The organism is Vibrio splendidus (assembly GCF_001557875.1).
GTDB classification, from domain to species: Bacteria; Pseudomonadota; Gammaproteobacteria; order Enterobacterales; family Vibrionaceae; genus Vibrio; species Vibrio splendidus_F.
The window spans coordinates 34116-54977 of sequence record NZ_LNRF01000009.1 but is presented as its reverse complement, the minus strand read 5'-3'; the positions used below and the strand labels follow the sequence as shown (position 1 = coordinate 54977).

Sequence of the window (20862 nt, the reverse complement as noted above, 5' to 3'; positions counted from 1 at the left end):
CAATGAAGGTTTTAATAACTGGCGGAAGCGGTGATATCGCAAAATCAATTTCTGAGTACTTAAAAAAAAGTGGGAACAAGTACGAGATTTATTCTCCATCACGTACTGAGCTTGATGTCACAGATTTCTCTTTCACAGAGAAATTTATCTCAGAATTATGCCCTGACATTGTTATTAATAATGCAGGCTATATTAAGGTTAATAGTGCTCGAGAAGGCTTATTTGAATTAGATAAGAACACATTGGATATAAACCTTACGGCAGTGTTCAATATCAATATGGCGGCAGTAAAGGCTAACAATGATGTTAAAATTATTAATATTGGTTCTTCTGCAGGAACGAAGGCTAGAGGCGAGTGGACGTCTTACTGCGCCTCTAAGGCTGGCTTGATAATGGCAACCAGTTGTTGGGCTGATGAAGGTATTGATGTACTTACATTATCGCCAGGCCGAACTATATCAAAAATGAGAAAAGCACTTTTCCCAGATGAAGATCAATCTGGGCTGATGGACCCTGACGATTTCGCGCTAGTTGTTGGTAAAGCAATAGACGGAAAGTATGAAGTCGGTACTAATATTGATGTAAACCTAAATAATGTAAAGGACTTAATAAGTGAATAGAAAATCAATAACAATCAATACAGAAAAGCAGTTTACTGATTTAAATGATATTGCAAAGGAATTTGTTAAAGACAAGTCAGGACACGGCATGCTTAACATTTATGTTAGGCATACAACATGTTCAATTAAAATCTTAGAAAATGAGCTACTTTTGTTAGCTGATATTAACGATTACCTTGATCGCCAGTTTAATAACGGGCATAAATATATGCACGATAAAATTGAGATCAGAGATGTTCCAATTCATGAAAGAATCAATGGACACTCTCATATGAAGCAACTTGGTTTCCCTACTTCTGAGACTATCCCTGTTGAGGATGGCGAACTTTTACTGGGCAAGTGGCAAACGGTATTCTTGATCGAATTTGATCCAATTCGAGACAGAGAAGTAGTTTTGTCATACTCTGAATTATAAGAAGGAAAGAGAGTGATTTATCACTCTCTTTTTATTTAAATGAAAAACATAATACTGACAGAGTCACCATTACAGTTATCCTTAGCTATTGATCTTGATCTCGATAATAAATATATTTTGACTAGGTTAAACGGAGAGACAGGTAATGATAGTAAGATTAAAAAACTGTCTCACAGCTCTCAGGTCAAAACTTTTATTTCTCCGAGATCTAACAAGTTTTTATTAACTCTATATTCACTTTATTTTTTTATTAGATATTTTTTCTTTAGAGGAAATATTTATGTAGGTGACTATAAAAGCTTTTGGATGAAAGTTGTAGCATGTGTTCCTTTTAAGAATGGCATAATTTACTGTGATGATGGTATGTCTACAGTAGAGCTATATAATGATTCGGTCAAAAACCACAAAGAATGTACTATTCGAACTATTCTTCCTTTGAAGTCTACGGAATTTATAACTATCCAATCACTGCCAATAGATGTTTATGATAATAGAAATTTGGAAAAAGCGACTTACTTATTAGGTTCTGCTTTTTCTTTTAATAGGATATTGGACAGAACTGATTATATAAATTTGCTGTTATTAATTATAGAGAATAGTGAGTATCCAGTATTTTTCTTTCCTCATCGATATGAAGAGTTGGAAGTTATTCAACAGCTTGAAAATATGAACGTGTGTCAAGTATGCAATATAGATAGTTCGATCGAATCTTATATTTATTCCGGTAATGTACCGTCCTCGATAGTTTCATTTAATTCAACAGCCTTATATATACTATCTTCTGCACTTCCTTATACATCAGTCAGATCGATTGATGCAACTGAATTGATGACAAGTGATGATAGAGAACGCTTTAAACAGACATACGATTTTTTCAGGGATTCTTGTGATAGTATCGAAGTTTTAACTGTAAGAGATATGAACAGTGCCAGAAGTTAGTGTAATTTTACCTTGTTATAACTCAATTGATTACATCGATGAATCAATTGATTCAGTTATAAATCAAACCTACCAATCATTTGAGCTTATAATAGTCGATGATGCTTCAACTGATGGCACTTATGATTACATTAAATCAAAGTATGGGAATGATCATAAGGTTTCGATATACAAGAATGTTCAAAATAAAGGTGTAGCACATAGTCGGAATGTCGCGATTAAACACTCTAAAGGTAGATTCTTATCTTTTATTGACAGTGATGACATCTGGGATTTATCGAAGTTGTCTGAACAAGTTGCTTTTATGAAAGCTAATAATGCTAAAATATCTCATACGTCCTATACGTTCATTAACGAAATTGGTGGACATAGAAGAGGCTACTCTGAAGCTAAAGATATTTTAGATCTCGCGACTTACTTAAAGTTGACTAACATAGGGATGTCTACAGTAATTGTAGATAGTTTTGAGATTAGTGACTTTAAGTTTCCAGAAAATGTTAAACGCGAAGATTTTATGCTATGGGTGATGTTACTCAGAGGTGGTAATGTATTTCATGGTCTAAATTCGTGCTTAACTAAATATCGCATTAGAGATAGTCAGGCTAGTTCCAATAAACTAGAAATGGCTTCGTCTCTATTTCTCAGTTATATGAGTTTCAACGAATTCAGCATACCCAAAAGATTATCTATTTTTATTTCTTACTTAATCAATGGTATATTAAAACGAATAAGTAGAAAGGCATAATTATTGTATTTTATAACCAGTAGGTGCTTCAAGTAAAATACGCTTAATACAGTCCACGTTAAAATCATGGCAGCATTCATCCAGTTCGAACAAGAGTATCTGCATCTCTGGCCAGGTGAGCTTACTTTCCATCGCTGTCATTATTTTTTCGTGGCTAGTGCCTTCAACATTGTCCCCGATTAAAAGCTCTTCATATAGTTTTTCCCCTGGTCTTAGACCTGTAAACTTGATTTCAATATCGCCTTCATCCGAGTTTGAGCTAAGGCTTTCCTTCATGCCCATTAGGTGCACCATGCGTTTTGCAAGGTCTAGAATTTTAACGGGTTCGCCCATATCCAGCACGAACACTTGGCCATTATTGCCCATAGCTCCAGCCTGAATAACAAGCTGTGCGGCTTCTGGTATTAACATGAAATAGCGGATGATATCAGGGTGTGTCACAGTAACAGGGCCACCAGCTTTGATTTGCTTCTTGAATAGCGGAACTACCGAACCGGAAGAGCCTAATACATTGCCAAATCTAACCATGGTAAAAATGGTATCTGTACCTTTGTCTGCAAGTGCTTGAAGAACGAGTTCAGCCATCCGCTTACTCGCCCCCATTACATTCGTCGGTCTTACAGCTTTGTCTGTTGAAATCAGGGTGAAATTTTTCACGCCACATTCTATCGCAGCTTGTGCACAGGTTAATGTGCCAAATACATTGTTGCGAATTCCTTCTACTACATTGTCCTCGACCAGCGGAACATGCTTGTATGCGGCGGCATGATATAAGGTTTCAATTTCATAAGTATTGATCAACTTTTCAAGGCGGTTCTGCCTTTGGACGGAGCCTAGAGCTGCAATGATCTGAGTCTGGCTCTTTAAGTTTTTCCTAGTAGAAAGTAGTTCTTGCTCAATTTTGTATAGGTTGTACTCATTGAGTTCGAATAGAACCAATGTTTTCGGTTGCTGCGCCAAGATTTGGCGACATAGCTCTGAACCAATTGAGCCACCGGCACCTGTTACCATTACACATTTGTTATGAATATTTTTAGCCAGTAATTCATCGTCAGGTGTTATAGGCGCTCTTCCCAATAGATCTGCCACATCGAGATCCTTGATCTCTGTAGCTGTAGCTTTGCCTGCTGCGATGTCCTCTACCGATGGTACGGACTGAATAGCAATAGGCCAGTCAGATAATTTTTCTACGAGTCTTAATCGCTTACCTTTATTAATATTATTAATAGCTAGCAACAACTTTACTGGTTGATAAAGAGATTGAAGGTGCTCGAATTCACTTGGGTGATGCACTTTTAATCCAAATAAAATATTACCTCTTTTCGTTGGATCATCATCCAGTAGAACTACAGGGTTATATTCATCACCATGTATCAAAGCGTATACAAGTTCACGGCCAGTCGCTCCTGCACCGTAGATAAATACGTTTGGTTTTTTACGCTTTATCATCTGATCATAGACAGAACGGATCATAATTCTTGGTCCGCCCAATGTAAGTATTGCTAACCCAGCGTAGATAAACGGAACACTTCTAGGGATAAAGGTATGAAAAAAGAATCCGCTCATCACTAAGGTTAGAGATGAGATAAATACGGCAAGGAATATGTTTCCGACAGCAGGAAACATCATGTAGCGTAGTACAGCTCGGTACATCCCAAGCTTGGTGAAAGTGAATATCGTAACTGAAATTGTCAGGAGTAAAGTTACCCACTCGTCTAAACCTAGTTCAAAAGAGTATGTGCCTAACCTTAAAGCAATAGCTAAATAGATTGATATTACTATTGCGAATATGTCGTAACCAATACTGATTAAGCGTTTATTTTTCCGCTTGGTGTTGAGAATAGCTCGTATTGGCTTAATCATTATATTCCTTGGTAATTTTCTAAATCAGGCTAGTAAGCTGTAGTGAGTAATATTATATCTAAGATATTTTAATGTTCTTGAGTGCGGTAAGCTAGTTGTAATTGATTGATATGTGGTGCTCAGTAGTTTTACTGTAGATATTGTTTGTTATTTGTACAGGGTGAGGTTGTTATTTCGTGAAGGTATTAGTAACGGGTAGTACGGGCTTTGTTGGTTCCCGAGTTGTTGGACTGTCAGAAGAACGCGAATGGGAAGTAGTTCCTGTAGTGCGGAAAGCGATTCAAACACAGCCAAATAGCTTGGTTATCCCTTCTATTGACTCAGCTACCGATTGGTCAGGTGCTTTTGACGGTGTGGATTGCGTTGTTCATTGTGCCGCTCGAGTGCATCAAATGAATGAAAGTGAGCAAGATGCCTTAACTGCCTACCGAGAGACAAACACGCTTGGTACTTTGAACCTCGCAAAGCAAGCCGCTGAAGCTGGTGTTAAAAGGTTTGTATTCGTCAGTTCTATTAAAGTTAATGGTGAATTTACTGAGCCGGGCTCACCATTTTATCCTGACCTAAATCATATCCCACATGATCCTTACGGCCTGAGTAAGTATGAAGCCGAAGTTGAGTTGGCTAAGTTGTCAAAAGAGACTGGTATAGAAGTGGTTATCATTAGGCCGCCTCTAGTTTATGGGCCGGGAGTTAAAGCCAATTTCTTATCTATGATGCGTATGATTGATAAAGGTATTCCATTACCGTTTGGTGCTATAAAGAACCAAAGAAGTTTGGTTTATTTAGAGAATCTCTGCAGTTTGATACTGACGTGTTGTCAACACCCCTCAGCTCCGGGATATACCTTCTTGGCTTCTGATGATCATGATGTATCTACTACTCAATTAATGCAAACTATCGCTTTATCAATGAATAAGACACCGAAGCTTTTACCTATCCCAATGTCCTGGATACAATTGGTAGCCTCAGTATTAAAGAAACAACACATTGCACAGAGAATATGCGGTAGCCTTCAGGTTGAGACTCGTTTGACGAAAGAGATCTTAGGATGGGTACCTCCCGTAACTTTTGAAGAAGGGATTAAAAAGACGGTGGATGCCTACTTGAAGTCGCATTGATATGCTTTAAGAGGGGTCTTACGTTCATATTCTTAAGTGAGTAAGATACACTTTATTAATTAACGGCACTTATGCCATTCATCATATTTGTTTAATCAGAGCTTTAAGGCATACATTTTGATTCGTTTGTTAGATTTCTTTTTTGCTTTCTTTGGTCTGTTGTTTCTTTGGCCAATATTTCTCGTCATTTGCATCATCGGCTATTTTGATACCGGTTCTCCTGTTTTTTTTCAAACTCGAGTGGGACGTAACAAAAAGCCATTCACCTTAGTCAAATTCCGAACCATGCCAGTGGATACAAAGTCTGTTGCTACTCACTTAGTTGGGGCGAGCTCTGTAACGAAATTAGGTGGTTTTTTGCGTAAAACGAAACTGGATGAACTCCCTCAGCTATACAACGTGCTTAAAGGTGAAATGAGTTTAGTTGGCCCAAGACCATGTCTGTTCAACCAGCAAGAACTAATCGACGAAAGAGAGTCAAGAGGAGTTCTTTCTGTTAGACCAGGTGTAACGGGTTTAGCTCAAATCAATGACATCGACATGTCGACACCGAAAAAACTAGCAGAGTGGGATCAACGCATGGTTAACACGCTGAATACTAAATTGTATTTCCAGTACATTATTCAAACCGTGTTAGGCAAAGGCTCTGGTGATAGAGTTTAGTTTGATATGGTTTATGCTCTCTTATAATCATAGGTACAGGCCTGTGCGTTATACCAACATAGTTTTGCAGCGCTACACATATCCTCTAAGGCCATTTTTATGTGACGCTATTTCCTAAATAATGCTTTATAAGGTATTGCTTATGATTTATACATTTACTTGATTGTAGTTATTACCTATCATGATCAATCAGTTGTTTAAGCTGAGCGACTGATTGAGGGTGTAAAAATCACCCTCTGCATATAAACGTTTATATTAATGGAAATCATTATGAAAAAGATGGCTCTAGCAGCTGCGTTAGCAGTTAGCTTCTCTGGTGCTGCATTTGCAGCTGAAACTACAGCGGCAGCAGGCACTGGTACTGGCGCAAGCTCAGGTGCAGCAGCAGGCGCTGGCGCATCTGCTGCAGCAGCTGGCACAGCAACAACAGTTGCAGTAGCGACAGCAGCAGTAGCAGTAGCAGCAGCTGTAGCGGTTGCTTCTAACGAAAGCGGTGCAACAACTACAACAACTACTCGATAATTTTTGAGTAGACGTTTAAAACCATTTTATGTGAAAGCATAAAGTGGTTTTTTTATATCAGATTTTCATATTGGACATCAGCAACCCGATTGCTAGGAAGCAGAACTCGTCATGCTTAAACCTCTAATCATATCTCTTGGCCTTTTACTTGCTGGTTGTTCTCAGCAGTTTCAAGACGTAAATTCCACTTTTGATGAAGCCTTTTTTGGAAGCTCTGATGTTGAGCTATCCAAGGAATACATTCAAACCTTACCTTATTCCAGCATTTATGCGGAAGTGAATGACCAAGGTAAAATCTTCATGGTCTTAGCTTACGTCGGTGAAAACCCTCAAACGGGCGCAGAGCAGTTAAAGTGGATGTCTTCTGACAAAGCGATGATCGTCACTGAAAATGGACGTATCATACAAACTTTATTGCTTCCTTACGAAAACCTTTTAGGTTTGGCATTCCAACCGTTAAATACATTCTCTTCTGCAAACAGCTCGTCACCAGATGCTTCTTCTACGTTTGATGTGTCAGCTAACCCCGGTGCCCAAAAGTGGCAAGCCGTGTACGACTGGCAACCCAACTATCGATTTGGCTACAAAGCGAATATCACCCGAACGTATGCGAGAAACGAAACGGTAGAAACACCGTTAGCCTCTATCGAGACTAAGAAATTCCAAGAAAAAATTCAATTCCCAATGTTAGAGCAAGAGATCACCAACGAATATTGGGTCGATAGCAAAGGCAAAGTGGTTAAAACCATACAGTATTTAGGCCCTGATATGACAAGGCTTGAGTTAACCGTCCTTAAGCATTATCAAAGCAATTAACGAGTCAGGGTAATGAATTAAAATGATGAATTATATTAATCACGCAACAAAAATGACGGGACGTCGGTTGCCAGTAGTGAGAGCTCTGTTAATGATGAGAAACTTGTTAGCTTTGAGCGCGCTGTTCTCTCTGTGCACTGTTAGCTATGCTTCTGCGGCATCTAACGTTGTTACGCCTTCGATTAAAACAACAATCGAACTTCCTCTTCAAGGTGTAACGCTTGAGTACAAAGCTAACGTTCGATTGCTTCAGGTGTTAGACGACGCGAACGCTAGCTCTAACGTGAGTGATAACAACAGTATTGGTTACTTCCCCCTTTCAGCTCAACTGTTTGATAAAACCAATACTCAAGCTATCGAAACAAAAAAGCACAACGTATTTAACCAACTGGAAGCTCTAGCGGTAGAAGAACCAGAAGCAAACTTAGTGCACCAACAATTAGCTTCTTTCCAATACCTCAATCGAGTTTTTATTGAGTTAGACCGCAATGCGGTTATCTCGCAATCAGACAAGAACCCACTGCTTGTTTCAAGTTCTCATGCTAACAAGCCGTCAGCCAGTCAAACTCAAGTCTTTTCTCTGTACTTACCACAACGACCAACGTCCATTCAGTTGATGGGTGTAATGAAAGAGTCGGTAACAATGAATCTGATTGAGCATGGAACCTTGAATGATTATCTCGATGCATTACCGAACGGCTTTATTGGTGAATCCGCTGATAAAAGCTTGGCGTATGTTGTTCAGCCAGATGGCGTGGTACAAACCATTCAATACGCTTACTGGAACGAACAGCCGGTTTACCTAGCACCAGGTGCCATCGTATTTATGGCGTTTTACTCTTTGCCATCAGAATTCTCAACGTTGAACCAAGATATCGTCGATTTGCTACGTCATAAGGTTGGCCTGTAATGCTGAAACAGAAATCATTCCCTCTATCGGCAGTGTGCACAGCGGTTACCTGCGCCTTGTTAATGACCAACAGTGTGCCGGTTTTTGCCGAAACAGCTAGCGCAGAAACAGCCATTGATTCCTCTTCGATTCGAGCAGAAAAATCATCATTTGACGACACAGAATACAGAACGTCGCAAATGAACTTTGGTGGTGTTGGCTTAATGCAAATGCCAACAGGCCGAATGGCACCAGAAGGGGAATTCAACTTTAGCGCCTCGTTTAATAACGAATACTACTTTTATAACGTGAGCCTACAGGTGATGCCTTGGCTTGAAACCACAATTCGTTACACACAAGTACAAGATCTGCTTTATAGCGGAGGCGCAGACCAAGACTGCTCACAAAACTCATTCAGTGGCTGTACCAAATACACAGATAAAGGCATCGACTTTAAACTGCGCTTAATCGAAGAAGGGTACTATTTACCTGAAGTGTCGATCGGTATGCGTGATTTTGGTGGTACTGGGCTATTTGATGGCGAGTTTGTTGCTGCCACTAAACGTTTTGGCCCAGTTGATTTTACCTTGGGCATGGCTTGGGGATACATGGGCACCAGTGGCAACTTCACCAACCCATTGTGCAAAGCCAGTGACAAATATTGCGATCGCCCGTCAGATACTAAAGGCAATGGCGGTAGTGTCGATTTTGAGCGTTGGTTTAAAGGCGATGCGGCGATCTATGGTGGCTTTGAATATCAAACGCCTTATAAGCCTCTGACCTTAAAGCTTGAATACGATGGCAACGATTACTCTCAAGACTTCCCTGTTGTGCGTGGTGGTGTCGACATGACACAACACACGCCATGGAACGTGGGTGCTGTGTATCGTTTCACCGATTGGGGCTCAGCTAAAGTCAGCTATGAGCGAGGCGATACTTTAACCCTTGGTTTCGACCTCTCTACCAACTTCAATGAAATGTATTCGGTGTGGCGAGATACCGAAACAGCAGAATTGCGCCCAAGTGGTGTCGATACGGTTGACGATATTGATATGGTGGCCCTTGCAGAAGAACTTGAAACCGTCGCGGGCTATGAACAAGCGCAAATCTTGGTCGACGATAACAGCATTGTAGTAAAGGGTACTCAAGTTAAATACCGAGACAGAGATATCGCCCTTGAACGCGGTGCGATCGTGATTGCCAACGCGGTACCGAATTACATCGACACCTACAAAATCATTGAAAACGACAAATCGTTGGAACTCACCGAGACAACGGTAGATGCCCAAGCGTTCAAAGCGGCAGCTAACAACAGTTATCTCAATGCTCAAACCAGTGATGCAACCGATACTCACGAATTAGAGCGCAAGAAATCCGTAATTTATCATGATGGACGTGAACGATTCGATGTGTCGATTTCACCAAACCTAGCGCAATCGTTCGGTTCGGCTGAAAACTTCTACTTATATAGCCTGGGTTTATACACCAATGCTTCGTTCTGGGCGTTAAACAATGTTGAATTGTCGGGCTCTTTGTACGTTAACTTAATCGATAACTACGACAAGTTTAACTATACCGTCCCATCAGACGGCACTGACCAAACACCAAGGGTAAGAACCTTGTTCCGGTCTTATGTTGATGATCCGGTTCGTTTAGACCGTTTACAACTGACGTGGTTTGAAGACTATGGCAGCGGTATCTACACCCAAGCTTACGGCGGTTACCTAGAGAGCATGTTCGCGGGTGTGGGTGGCGAAATCCTGTATCGTCCATTCAACCAAAACTGGGCGATTGGCGCAGACATGACAGCAATAAGCCAGCGCGATCCAGAAAGCTGGTTTGGTACGTTTGATGAAGAGATCCAAGTTAACCCAGACGACAGCAGCCGAACGTACAAAGTGATCGATAAAGGCACGACTGGCTTTATTACCGGTTACTACACCCCACAATGGGACTTCTTGAGCGATACCTTGCTGAAAGTGGGCGTTGGTAAATTCCTTGCCGGTGATATCGGTACTCGTGTCGACTTCTCTAAGCAGTTCAAGAGCGGCGTGATTGCTGGTGCGTTTGTCAGCTTAACCGACATGACAACCGAAGAGTACGGTGAAGGCAGTTATACCAAAGGCTTCTACGTGTCGATTCCGTTTGATTTAGTCACCGTGAAACCAAGCTCAAGCCGCGCTGGCTTTACCTGGCTACCGATCACGCGTGACGGCGGCCAAGTGCTGAATAAGCAATACAACTTGCTCGATCAAACCGATGCGCGCTCACCTTGGTTCCAAAGACCAAGTAGCGTGAAAAGATAGATACGGGTGACGAGTAAGCGGGATACGAAGAGCGAGAAAAGATAGATTCGGGTAACGAGTAGACGGGATGCGAAGAGCGGGGAAGAGCAGTATCGAGTTACGAATAGCTTAAGAGCTGGTGATATTAATTGCACCTCGCTTTTGGTTCTCCCCCTTGAACGCCGTTCGTTTGTGAGCAGTGATGTTCATCAAAGGGGGAGTTAGAGGGGGATGTTAATCTATGTGTTACCAACCCCTCCCAGCCTCCCCTTATGTTGGTGTTTTCTGCCAAGCAACAGTTGTGATAAAGGGGAGGAGCTAAAAGCATCCCGTCAAGGCTTTAACTGCTCTTAGCTCTTCGTTCACTCGCATCCCGCTACTCTCATCTGCTCTTTAGCTTTTCGCATCTCGCTCACTCGCATCCCGCATCTGCTCTTGCGCTCTTAAGCTCTTCGCATCTCGTTCACTCGAATCCCGTATCTGCTCTTTAACCATTCAACTAGGTTGATAATAAACACAAATTGTGGATAATGCATACGCAATAAAATAACCGTGTGAAAGTCCGATTTTTGGCTCGGTTTACGACATAAAACTTCTATCTCAATGCCAGATAGATAGAGGCATATTAACTACGCAGTGTGATGTCGCGGAATATCAAAGGGCGGTAGCGTCTCTTTGATATTAAATGGGAACAAGATCACGTTATCCCTCCCCGCCTTAACTCTATTAAATGCTGCATAGCTGATAAAATTACGCGCTTAACTTCCTTTGGTGTCCTTTTGGGGATCACAATACATTCCACCTCTATTACTTGGTTAACATGAAGATCAATAAAAATCGTCTCCTTTTCGCGCTTATTCCTGCATTGCTTGTAGGGTGTACGACTCCAGGTACTCACCTGTCTACCGGTGGTAAGAATGTGATTCAGCCCTCTGAGGAACAGCAACAAGAGTCTGACATTTCGGAAGTGGTGAATGTTTACCCACTGACTGCACAGTTGGTATCGACTTACCAAACCAATACATTGTCGGTTTCACAAGCCAACCCTGAACTGGATGTCGACATCGCAAAGTATGAATACCAAGTTGGCGTCGGTGATATCCTAAACATCACGATCTGGGATCACCCTGAACTGACCATCCCTGCGGGTTCTTACCGTAGCAGCGCAGAAGCCGGTAACTGGGTCCATGCAGATGGCACTATCTTCTACCCTTACATTGGTACAGTAGAAGTGGCAGGCAAAACCGTTCGTGAAATTCGTAAGGATATTGCGACTCGTTTAGCTAAGTACATCGAGAGCCCTCAGGTTGATGTTAACGTAGCGGCTTTCCGTTCTAAGAAAACCTACATTACTGGTGAGGTTTCAAAACCTGGCCAACAGCCGATTACTAACATTCCATTAACACTGCTGGATGCGGTGAACCGCTCTGGTGGTTTGTCTGAAGATGCCGATTGGCGTAATGTTTCATTAACCCGTAACGGCGTGGAAGAGAACCTGTCTCTTTATGGTTTGATGCAACGCGGTGACCTAACGCAAAACCGCTTACTGCAAGCGGGCGATATTGTTCACGTACCTCGTAACGACAATCAGAAAGTGTTTGTGATGGGGGAAGTGAAAGAGCCTAAGTTATTAAAGATTGATCGCGTAGGAATGAGCCTGACAGAAGCATTAAGTAATGTGGGTGGTATTAACGAACTCACTGCCGATGCAACGGGGGTGTTTGTAATTCGTACTTCTGATGATAAATCAGAACGTATGGCGGACATCTACCAACTGGATATCGAAGATGCATCAGCCTTAGTGATTGGCACCGAATTTGATTTAAAGCCTTACGATATTGTTTACGTAACGGCCGCACCAATCAGCCGTTGGAACCGTGTGATAGGTCAGCTGCTTCCAACCATCAACGGATTTAATAATTTAACCGAAGGTGCGCTACGTGTTCGTAATTGGCCTTAGGCTAAGATAGAACGGTAATCAGGTTGCACTTCACGTGTGGCCTGATTTTTTTATGTTTAGAAGTGCATTCGGTTTATCAGTATATTTAGTTTATAAGTACGTCAGCTTATAAGCCCATTACAATTAGAAGTCAGTTATGTTTAATAAAATTTTAGTGGTCTGCGTGGGTAACATTTGTCGTTCCCCGACGGGAGAGCGCGTTCTTCAAAAATTACTACCGAACAAAGAGGTAGCCTCTGCTGGTATTGCTGCTGAAAAAAGCCGTTTAATTGGTAAGCCTGCAGATGAAACGGCGATTGTGATTGCCGCTGAAAATGGTGTCGATGTTGAAAATCATCAGTCTCAACAAGTCACGCCACAGCTTTGTGCTCAGTATGACTTGATTTTGGTGATGGAGAAGGGCCATTTAGAAGCGCTTACTCAAATATCGCCGGAGGCTCGCGGAAAAACGATGCTGTTTGGTCAGTGGATAGGCCAAAAAGACATTCCTGATCCTTACCGTCAAAGCCGTGAAGCCTTTGAACACGCTTATAAGCTGATTGACGAAGCTGCGCAAGCTTGGGCAAAAAAACTGTAAGTTTAAATACCGTAGGTTTTGAATAGACAGCTTTTTAAATGTCATGCTCTATACGTAGACGTGGCTAAGCCACCAATAGAATCATATAAAAGAGAAGTGCGCGGAGCGTATCTCTCTTCAAAAAACTAGTTTAGGAAGTAGCAAACAAATGACAACACAACCCTCTCAGCAATCGCATACAGATAACTCTGATGAGATAGATTTAGGAAAACTGCTTGGCATCTTATTAGATGCTAAATGGCTAATCATGCTGACCACATTTGCTTTTGCTGTGTTTGGTATTGCGTTTGCGCTACTTTCAACGCCGATATACAAAGCTGATGCCCTGATCCAAATTGAAGAGAAGAGCTCTGGCGGCATTTCATCGATGGTCGGTGATATGGGCGAGTTGTTCTCTCAAGAATCTTCTGCGACGACAGAAGTGGAGATCATCAAATCTCGTATGATCTTAGGTGAAACGGTTGATAAGTTTAACCTAACGACGGTGACATCACCGAACTACGCACCCATCGTAGGTAAGGGTTTTGCTCGCTTAACCGGTGACATCAACCACATCGCAGTGAGCCGCTTTACTTTGCCAAGCTATGCGAGCGGTTACGCACACACCATTCAAATTCTCGATGCTGAGCAGGGTACCTACCAATTAGTTCGTGACGATGAGCGAGTTATCTTGCAAGGCAAAGTGGGTGAGCTAGCCACCGCCGACGACTACAGCTTGTTTGTGGCCGGTTTTGAATCACACAACGATTTTGAATTCTCGATTGGTCAACGTAGCCGATTAGAAGCAATCGAATGGTTGAAGGCTTCTTTGTCTCTGTCTGAGCAAGGCAAGCAAACCGGCATTCTGAAGCTAAGCTTTGAAGGTGAAAACAAGCAGCTGATTTCTGATATCCTCAATCACATTAGCCAGACTTACTTCTTACAAAACGTGAAGCGTAATTCTGCAGAAGCAGAGAAGAGCCTACAGTTCCTAGAAAGCCACCTTCCAGGCATTAAATCTGAGCTGACGGGTTATGAAGATACGCTAAACAACTACCGTCAAAAGAACGAATCAATCGACTTGGGTTTAGAAGCACAATCAACCCTGAAGGTAATGGTAGAACTTGAAGCGCAATTGAATGAGCTGACATTTAAAGAGAGTGAAATTAGCCAACGCTTTACTAAAGATCACCCGGCATACAAAGCCCTACTTGATAAACGTAAAACACTATTGGGTGAGAAAGAGCGCTTAAACAAGCAAGTACAAAAACTGCCAAAAACACAACGTGAAGTACTGCGTATGACGCGTGATGTGGAAGTAAACCAACAGATCTACATCCAGTTATTAAACAAGGTTCAAGAGCTAAGTATCATTAAAGCCGGTACGGTTGGTAATGTTCGTATTCTGGATGACGCACAAGCTTATGCTCGCGCTGTAAAACCTAAAAAGCCGTTAATTGTTGTGTTAGCAACGCTTTTGGGTGGCATGCTAAGTGTCGCGTTTGTGTTAGTAAAAGCAGCGTTCCACCGTGGTGTTGAAAGCCCAGACCAAATTGAACAAATTGGCCTTCCGGTATACGCAGCGGTACCAAAATCTGATTTACAGATTGAGCTAACCAACCGCTTTAAATCGAAGAAACAGCAAACCAAGGGCACTCAAGCGCTGCTTGCTGAATCGAACCCTGCCGATCTTTCGGTTGAAGCACTGCGTGGCCTTCGTACCAGTTTGCACTTTGCGATGCTCGAAGCGAAAAATAACATTTTGATGATTTCAGGCCCTGCGCCAGGCATTGGTAAGTCATTCATCTCGACCAACTTTGCTGCAGTAGCCGCAAAAACAGGCCAAAAGGTACTATTGATTGATGCGGATATGCGTAAAGGCTACCTACAACAAAGCTTCGGTGTGAAATGGGACAACGGCCTTTCTGATGTATTAAGCAGTAAGCAAGAGTTTGCTCAATCAATCAAAAAAACGCCAGTAGAGAACCTAGAAATTATTACTCGCGGCCAAGTGCCACCCAACCCATCTGAGTTGCTGATGCACCCACGCTTTGCCGAGCTCATGGAGTGGGCTTCAAAAGAGTATGATTTGGTGATTGTCGATACCCCACCAGTACTGGCAGTAACCGACCCAAGCATTGTGGGTGCTTTCGCTGGTACCACATTAATGGTTGCTCGTTACGGTCAAAACACCATTAAAGAGATCGATGTTGCTCGCAACCGCTTCGAACAATCAGGCATCGAAGTGAAAGGCGTTATCTTCAACGCCATCGAGAAGAAAGCATCAAGCTCATACGGCTACGGTTACTACAACTACACATATTCGAGCGATAAGAAATAACTAAGAGCAGTAACGAGATGCGAGTAATCGGGTAAACGAAGATCTAAAGACAGTAACGGGATGCGAGTGGCGAGATACGAAAAGCGCCACTCGAATCATCTCTTCATCTCTTCGTATCTCGTTTACCCGTCACTCGCATCTGATTTTTAAGCTCTTCGCATCCCGCTTACCCGTCACTCGCACCCGCTCTTAATCTCCTCGCTACTCGTTTACTCGCCACCCTCATCTGCTCTTAAAGCCATAACCGGACACGCCTTATTCACGCCCCAATCTTTATGCCCCTTAACATTATCATCTGGAATTAAGAACTGCTCTTGCAGTGCAGCCATCAAACCAAACAGCGCCTTGCGCTGCGCAAGTGTGAAGTTATCTTCTGGTTGCAGCTCGGCATTACAGCCTCCGACCAAACAAACCCCAATATTGCCCTTGTTGTGTCCTTTCACATGTGCGCCGGTTTGTGACAGCAGCCTGCCAAGTTCGACATCCCCGTTGCGACGAATAACAAAGTGATATCCCACATCACGCCAGCCTCTCTTTTTATGCCATCGACGAATCTCGGCCACGTCTACATCTTGCTGTGGCGGCGTGGCGCTGCAATGCACTGTAATAAAGGAATAGGGCGGACAAAAAGATAAGCGGAGTAAAACTGAAACCAAGCTAAGAGAATAGGAAGCAGGAGATAAGCAAGGCTCTAACGAAGGGATGAGCTCTTCCGTGCTAGCCTGCTCAGGCAAAACAGAAGCCTCTAGTGGCTGGTGTGGAACTCGATCAGTTGCTGGTGGAGTGTTTGACAAAATAAATCCTCGTGTTGTTGTAACCAAGTGATTAAAGACGTTGATAACGATTCTTTTAAATTAGGGTGCAATGCGATGTGTTGTCGCAAACTGGTGGCTACGGTTTTGGCATAACCAGAGTGGTGGTTTACATAGCGTAAATACATCACGCAATAACCCAGTGGTTGCCTGCGCCGTGCTCGGCTGATCATCCAACAAATATCCTCATAGCTGGGGGCGTCACCGCATTCATCCTCATTTAAATAACAACCTTCCATTTGGCTTTCTTTATAACCGCCGCCTTCATAGCTCAGTACTTGGCCAAACCCATCACTATCACTAAAAAATAACGGCTGGCGTGACTGAATGAGGGAGTTAGCACGGCACTCTATGCTCGCCATACCGGGTTGATACGCTGAAATAAAAAGAGAAACTATCGCCTTCATTAAGCACCTTATTGCTGCATGGGGAGGGCAATGTACTTCAACATTCTTAATTGGGGTTGGCGGGAATAACACGAAAACAGAGGAACGCAAAAAAGTGAGAGGTGCTTCGAAAAGTCATTGACCAATAAGGTTGATGTTGCATATCTATCCGAGGCGATTAACCAAACATCTTTTCTTACAACTTATCTCATAGGCCTTTTGCCCCTAAAGCGCCAAAAAGTGTTGTTAATGCCCTTTATATCAATGGATTTCAGTACGAATGGTCATTTAACAAGGAGCGTTAACCATGTGTGTTTCTCTTATTCTTTCTTTTATCCCCTTAAAAACCGGCTCGCCAATAAGCAAGTTAGTGCTATTGAAATTAGCCGATAACGCAGACGCGCGCGGCGTGTGTTTTCCTTCCCTCAATTACTTGGCGCAATATTGCGAAGTGTCGGTAAGAACCGTGAAACTACACGTTAACGAATTGGAAAAACAAGGCTTTGTGAAGCGGATAAAGCGGTTTGATGATTCAGGACGCCAGCGCAGCAACATCTATCAGCTGCGCCTACCCAGCGACAGCCACATTCAGCAGGCCGATCTAGACCAAGCAGCCAAAGCTCTAGACATAAATGATCAAACCGACCTAAACAACGCCACTGTAGAACAAACAAGCTTACCGCTAGCCTCGCCAGAAAATGTACAGAAGACAGAACACACGCAGAAAACAGAACATCCAGACACCCACCAGGGTGACTCCAGATCCAACACGGAGAGTGATCACCTGGCACACATAATCTTTCATAAAGAATATAAAACAGAGTTGAGTTTGAAAAACGGTATCTTGGATGACACCGATGTTCTTGATCCTCCAAGCGGTTCTGAAGAACATGAGAGCTCCCCCTTCACTTCCAAACCCAAAAGCAACAATGAAGCCGTGATTCACCTGCTCACCAAAGAAGGCAGTGCGCCGATTTATCATGAGTTCACCACAATATTAGAACGCACCTACCCCAAGTTAGATGTGCTGCAAGAACTGCATGCCATGCAAGCGTGGTTGTACATCAACCCCGACAAGCGCAAACCCTTAGAGCACATTGGCCACTTTGTGAATGGCTGGCTAAGAAGAAGCGCCCAAGCCAAAGCGAAGCGAGACTCATCGCCATTTTCCCATCAAACAAGAGCGGCTAAACAAGCTAAAGCGGTTAAGCAAACCAAAGCGGTGAAACCCTCAAAGAAAGCTCAATCGATAAAAGCCGTAGGATCAAGAAAAGCAGGTGCGCCCACAACAGCTTTAAACCAAGCGCAGCCAGTCAAAAGTAATCAAGCCCCAACAACCCACACCTGTCTCTCAGGCACTAGCGGACTATAAAGCCAAAAGCACCACTAACCCGTTCGAAGCGCGTATCAAGGCCCTAGTTCAATCCAAATCGCCCGGCACGGATTCTAAGCAGTGACCATTCGATTATTCACAGACTAAGCGCTAGTTCACACAGCTCAAAGCTATTGAAAACCAAGAGCTTAGGAAACCAAAAGCTAAGGTAAACCAAAGGTTAAGGCAGACCAAACGTGAATGTAGACAAAAAACGTCAAGATACAAAAGTAGAATTAGGGAGAGGGCAAATGGACGATATCAGCCCAAAGAAACTGACAACGGAAGAAAAAGTCACCATTTTAGAAAAAGAGATAGCGCGAGTTGAAGGGCGCATTGGCGAGTTCTTGAAACTGCTGGTTAACCACTACCCACAAGGGCTAACACGCACAGAGATTAAAGCGTTATTGGTTGTGAATAACAACCCAAGCTTCGTCTCGCTGTGCCGCAACGGCAATATTTTCATTGATATAGAAAAACGCTACTGCGACGCAGCACAAGAAAACCGATACCACATAGGCACTCAGTACCTACAAGACGTACAATGCTCCCGCTGGGTCAATGCTTTCTGAGGCACTTGTCAGAATTAGGTAAATTGCAAACTGGTCAATATGCACTTGATTTGCTAGACTACGCAGCAAATTAAAACCGTATGAAAAACGCATAAACCTGAAGCACAGTGAAAAATTGTGATTCATTGCCTGTAGGAGCCAAACCTAAGGGCGGCAGCGTACCCAAATGCGAGTGGATGGCAAGTCATAAGTGCTACAAGCCATTGAAAGACTGTTTTTCCGTATGTGAATGTTACTAAAAACAATAAAAGCTATATTGTACATGTATTATTCAACATGAAATATATCAAAGTGAATTAAAAGTGTCTCAGTACTATTTAAAGTACTGAAATTTAAATGTTAAATTATAAGGAATGAATAATTATGATTGCTGTTATTTTAGCCGCTGGTGTGGGCTCTCGTTTACGTCCAATGACGAACGATAAGCCTAAATGCTTAGTTACAACTGCAGGAAAAACAATCCTACAATACCAGTTGGACACTTACAAAGAAGCAGGGATTAAAGAGTTAATTATTGTTGTTGGCTATGAAGGGCAAGCAATTAAAGACTATTGTAAACATATTAAAGATTTTAACATTACAATTGTAGAAAACACTATCTATGAAGATACAAATAATATGTACTCATTTTATTTGGCTAAAGAGTATGTCAAAGGAAAAGCCTTTATTTTAAACAATGCAGATCTGAGCGTTGATTCTTCTTTAGTATCGAAAATGTTAAATGATAATCGAACAGATCTGGTTGCAGTAGATGCTGGGCTATTCAATGATGAATCAATGAAAGTATCATTGAATTCAAATAATAAAATTGTAGATATATCAAAACAAGTGACAGAAAGTAACTCTTTTGGCTGTTCTATCGATTTTTATAAATTCTCTGAAGAATCTAGTAATTTGTTTTTCAATGAATTGGAGAGTATTATCGAAGTAGATAAGAACCTTAAAGATTGGACTGAAGTTGCTATGCAGCGACTGTTTCAATCACAAATTCTGAAATTTGAGGCTTTTGATATAGAAGGTTTACCATGGGTTGAAATTGATAATTATGATGATTTAGCTTTATCTGATGAGATATTTTCTCAAAAAAAAAAAGATTAACTGATTATAAATATTATTGTTTTGATCTAGATGGTACCGTTTATGTTGGTAATGATAAGATAAACGGTGCTGTTGATGCGATAAAAAAACTAGAAAAAAACGGGAAAAAGATATTTTATGTTTCCAATAACTCCTCTAAAAATAAATTAGACTATGTGAAAAGGTTAGGTAATCTAGGACTTAGTGCAGTAGAAGAGCAAATAATTTTATCTACCGATGCAACTGTAAATTATTTAAAAGAGATGCAAGTAAAAAAAGTGTATGTTTTGGGAACTAAGAGCTTAAAGAAAACCATCTTAGATGCCAATATAGATATTTGCTCGTATAATCCAGAGTTTGTAGTGCTAGGCTATGATACAGAATTAGAATACTCAAAATTAGTTGATGCATGTAGGTTAATTAATCAAGGTGTAGACTTTATCGCAACTCATTGCGATCCGGTTTGTCCTACTGAAAACGGCCCTGTCCCTGATATTGGTTTATTAACATCGATGATTGAAAAAACGACAAATAGAAAGGTTTTTAAAGTTTTTGGAAAACCAAACCCCGAGGTTATAGAGTTTTTGATGAAAGAACAAAATATAGCTTCAGATGAAATAATTATGATAGGGGATAGATTGTACACTGATATAGCAATGGCAAATAATGCATCCATAGATTCTATACTTGTACTTTCTGGCGATACAACAAGAGATGAGGTTGAAAAATCTCCGAGCGCTGCAACTTTTGTTTTGAAAGACATATCAAGAATTTCACAATACGATTAAATTAGGTAGAGCAATATCCTCTTTGGTGGCGTATTAAAAAGAGAATCTAGATTTTCCTCCATGTTTTTCTTTGTCTAATAGTTTTAATTTTTTGATAGATAACTGTTAATTTTTAAGTTT

General features: G+C 41.7%; 19 protein-coding genes and 1 pseudogene. 17 read left to right on the top strand and 3 right to left on the bottom strand.

Annotation, left to right across the window (positions count from 1 at the left end; all coding sequences use genetic code 11):
• The first annotated feature begins 2 nt into the window (after positions 1-2).
• From ATB74_RS18230 to ATB74_RS18215, 4 genes are all read left to right on the top strand, one after another.
• Positions 3-620, top strand: coding sequence for an SDR family oxidoreductase (locus ATB74_RS18230; protein WP_061019373.1), 618 nt, complete (start codon positions 3-5; stop codon positions 618-620).
• Positions 613-1035 (top strand): secondary thiamine-phosphate synthase enzyme YjbQ, encoded by a 423-nt coding sequence (locus ATB74_RS18225; protein WP_061019372.1) that lies wholly within the window; start codon positions 613-615, stop codon positions 1033-1035. Before ATB74_RS18230 ends, ATB74_RS18225 begins: the two co-directional genes overlap by 8 nt.
• 306 nt (positions 1036-1341) lie before the next feature.
• Positions 1342-1974, top strand: coding sequence for a hypothetical protein (locus ATB74_RS18220; RefSeq protein WP_155645156.1), 633 nt, complete (start codon positions 1342-1344; stop codon positions 1972-1974).
• A complete protein-coding gene (locus ATB74_RS18215; protein WP_061019370.1) occupies positions 1961-2719 on the top strand; it encodes a glycosyltransferase family 2 protein in 759 nt (252 codons plus the stop codon). The genes ATB74_RS18220 and ATB74_RS18215 overlap by 14 nt, the downstream gene beginning before the upstream one ends.
• Here ATB74_RS18215 and ATB74_RS18210 read toward each other — a convergent pair whose 3' ends face one another.
• A complete protein-coding gene (locus ATB74_RS18210) occupies positions 2720-4582 on the bottom strand; it encodes a nucleoside-diphosphate sugar epimerase/dehydratase (protein ID WP_061019369.1) in 1863 nt (620 codons plus the stop codon).
• Positions 4583-4758: 176 nt separating this feature from the next.
• Between ATB74_RS18210 and ATB74_RS18205 the strand changes: the two genes are divergently transcribed.
• From ATB74_RS18205 to ATB74_RS18165, 9 genes are all read left to right on the top strand, one after another.
• A complete protein-coding gene (locus ATB74_RS18205; protein WP_061019368.1) occupies positions 4759-5703 on the top strand; it encodes a UDP-glucose 4-epimerase family protein in 945 nt (314 codons plus the stop codon).
• 114 nt (positions 5704-5817) lie between these two features.
• Positions 5818-6366 carry a sugar transferase gene (locus ATB74_RS18200; protein ID WP_155645157.1) on the top strand — a complete coding sequence of 183 codons (549 nt, stop codon included), beginning with the start codon at positions 5818-5820 and terminating at the stop codon, positions 6364-6366.
• A gap of 270 nt (positions 6367-6636) precedes the next feature.
• Positions 6637-6888, top strand: a complete 252-nt coding sequence (locus ATB74_RS18195; protein ID WP_061019366.1) for a hypothetical protein — start codon at positions 6637-6639, stop codon at positions 6886-6888.
• Positions 6889-6999: 111 nt separating this feature from the next.
• Positions 7000-7704, top strand: a complete 705-nt coding sequence (locus ATB74_RS18190) for a YjbF family lipoprotein (RefSeq protein ID WP_061019365.1) — start codon at positions 7000-7002, stop codon at positions 7702-7704.
• Between the two features lie 22 nt (positions 7705-7726).
• On the top strand, positions 7727-8614 hold the full coding sequence (locus ATB74_RS18185) for a capsule biosynthesis GfcC family protein (RefSeq protein WP_061019364.1): 888 nt from the start codon (positions 7727-7729) through the stop codon (positions 8612-8614).
• Positions 8614-10899: a YjbH domain-containing protein gene (locus tag ATB74_RS18180; RefSeq protein WP_061019363.1), complete on the top strand. Its 2286-nt coding sequence runs from the start codon at positions 8614-8616 to the stop codon at positions 10897-10899. The genes ATB74_RS18185 and ATB74_RS18180 overlap by 1 nt, the downstream gene beginning before the upstream one ends.
• 799 nt (positions 10900-11698) lie before the next feature.
• Positions 11699-12838: a polysaccharide export protein gene (locus ATB74_RS18175; RefSeq protein WP_061019362.1), complete on the top strand. Its 1140-nt coding sequence runs from the start codon at positions 11699-11701 to the stop codon at positions 12836-12838.
• Positions 12839-12974: 136 nt separating this feature from the next.
• Positions 12975-13415: a low molecular weight protein-tyrosine-phosphatase gene (locus tag ATB74_RS18170; RefSeq protein ID WP_061019361.1), complete on the top strand. Its 441-nt coding sequence runs from the start codon at positions 12975-12977 to the stop codon at positions 13413-13415.
• 148 nt (positions 13416-13563) lie between these two features.
• Entirely contained in the window at positions 13564-15735 is a 2172-nt protein-coding gene (locus ATB74_RS18165; protein WP_061019360.1) for a polysaccharide biosynthesis tyrosine autokinase, read from the top strand.
• Between the two features lie 209 nt (positions 15736-15944).
• Here the strand turns inward: ATB74_RS18165 and ATB74_RS18160 are convergent, their stop codons facing one another.
• Together ATB74_RS18160 and ATB74_RS18155 are read right to left on the bottom strand one after the other, a co-directional pair.
• Entirely contained in the window at positions 15945-16469 is a 525-nt protein-coding gene (locus ATB74_RS18160) for an N-acetylmuramoyl-L-alanine amidase (protein WP_244270929.1), read from the bottom strand.
• A gap of 11 nt (positions 16470-16480) precedes the next feature.
• Positions 16481-16954, bottom strand: a complete 474-nt coding sequence (locus ATB74_RS18155) for a hypothetical protein (protein WP_061019358.1) — start codon at positions 16952-16954, stop codon at positions 16481-16483.
• 286 nt (positions 16955-17240) lie between these two features.
• Between ATB74_RS18155 and ATB74_RS18150 the strand changes: the two are divergent.
• The 4 genes and pseudogenes from ATB74_RS18150 (at position 17241) to ATB74_RS18135 (ending at position 20742) form a co-directional block, all read left to right on the top strand.
• Positions 17241-18390, top strand: a pseudogene (locus ATB74_RS18150) (helix-turn-helix domain-containing protein).
• 166 nt (positions 18391-18556) lie between these two features.
• Positions 18557-18877 (top strand): hypothetical protein, encoded by a 321-nt coding sequence (locus tag ATB74_RS18145; RefSeq protein WP_061019357.1) that lies wholly within the window; start codon positions 18557-18559, stop codon positions 18875-18877.
• A 363-nt stretch (positions 18878-19240) separates the two neighbouring features.
• Positions 19241-19975, top strand: coding sequence for a sugar phosphate nucleotidyltransferase (locus tag ATB74_RS18140; RefSeq protein WP_061019356.1), 735 nt, complete (start codon positions 19241-19243; stop codon positions 19973-19975).
• Positions 19951-20742 carry an HAD-IIA family hydrolase gene (locus ATB74_RS18135; RefSeq protein WP_081090144.1) on the top strand — a complete coding sequence of 264 codons (792 nt, stop codon included), beginning with the start codon at positions 19951-19953 and terminating at the stop codon, positions 20740-20742. Before ATB74_RS18140 ends, ATB74_RS18135 begins: the two co-directional genes overlap by 25 nt.
• Positions 20743-20862: the final 120 nt, after the last annotated feature.

Bases quoted from the DNA above. Each gene is read 5' to 3' on its own strand.
- ATB74_RS18145 (WP_061019357.1), top strand. From the start codon at position 18,557: ATGGACGATATCAGCCCAAAGAAACTGACAACGGAAGAAAAAGTCACC.
- ATB74_RS18190 (WP_061019365.1), top strand. From the start codon at position 7,000: ATGCTTAAACCTCTAATCATATCTCTTGGCCTTTTACTTGCTGGTTGT.
- ATB74_RS18155 (WP_061019358.1), bottom strand. From the start codon at position 16,954: ATGAAGGCGATAGTTTCTCTTTTTATTTCAGCGTATCAACCCGGTATG.
- ATB74_RS18220 (WP_155645156.1), top strand. From the start codon at position 1,342: ATGAAAGTTGTAGCATGTGTTCCTTTTAAGAATGGCATAATTTACTGT.
- ATB74_RS18230 (WP_061019373.1), top strand. From the start codon at position 3: ATGAAGGTTTTAATAACTGGCGGAAGCGGTGATATCGCAAAATCAATT.
- ATB74_RS18175 (WP_061019362.1), top strand. From the start codon at position 11,699: ATGAAGATCAATAAAAATCGTCTCCTTTTCGCGCTTATTCCTGCATTG.
- ATB74_RS18165 (WP_061019360.1), top strand. From the start codon at position 13,564: ATGACAACACAACCCTCTCAGCAATCGCATACAGATAACTCTGATGAG.
- ATB74_RS18210 (WP_061019369.1), bottom strand. From the start codon at position 4,582: ATGATTAAGCCAATACGAGCTATTCTCAACACCAAGCGGAAAAATAAA.
- ATB74_RS18140 (WP_061019356.1), top strand. From the start codon at position 19,241: ATGATTGCTGTTATTTTAGCCGCTGGTGTGGGCTCTCGTTTACGTCCA.
- ATB74_RS18170 (WP_061019361.1), top strand. From the start codon at position 12,975: ATGTTTAATAAAATTTTAGTGGTCTGCGTGGGTAACATTTGTCGTTCC.
- ATB74_RS18180 (WP_061019363.1), top strand. From the start codon at position 8,614: ATGCTGAAACAGAAATCATTCCCTCTATCGGCAGTGTGCACAGCGGTT.
- ATB74_RS18185 (WP_061019364.1), top strand. From the start codon at position 7,727: ATGATGAATTATATTAATCACGCAACAAAAATGACGGGACGTCGGTTG.
- ATB74_RS18195 (WP_061019366.1), top strand. From the start codon at position 6,637: ATGAAAAAGATGGCTCTAGCAGCTGCGTTAGCAGTTAGCTTCTCTGGT.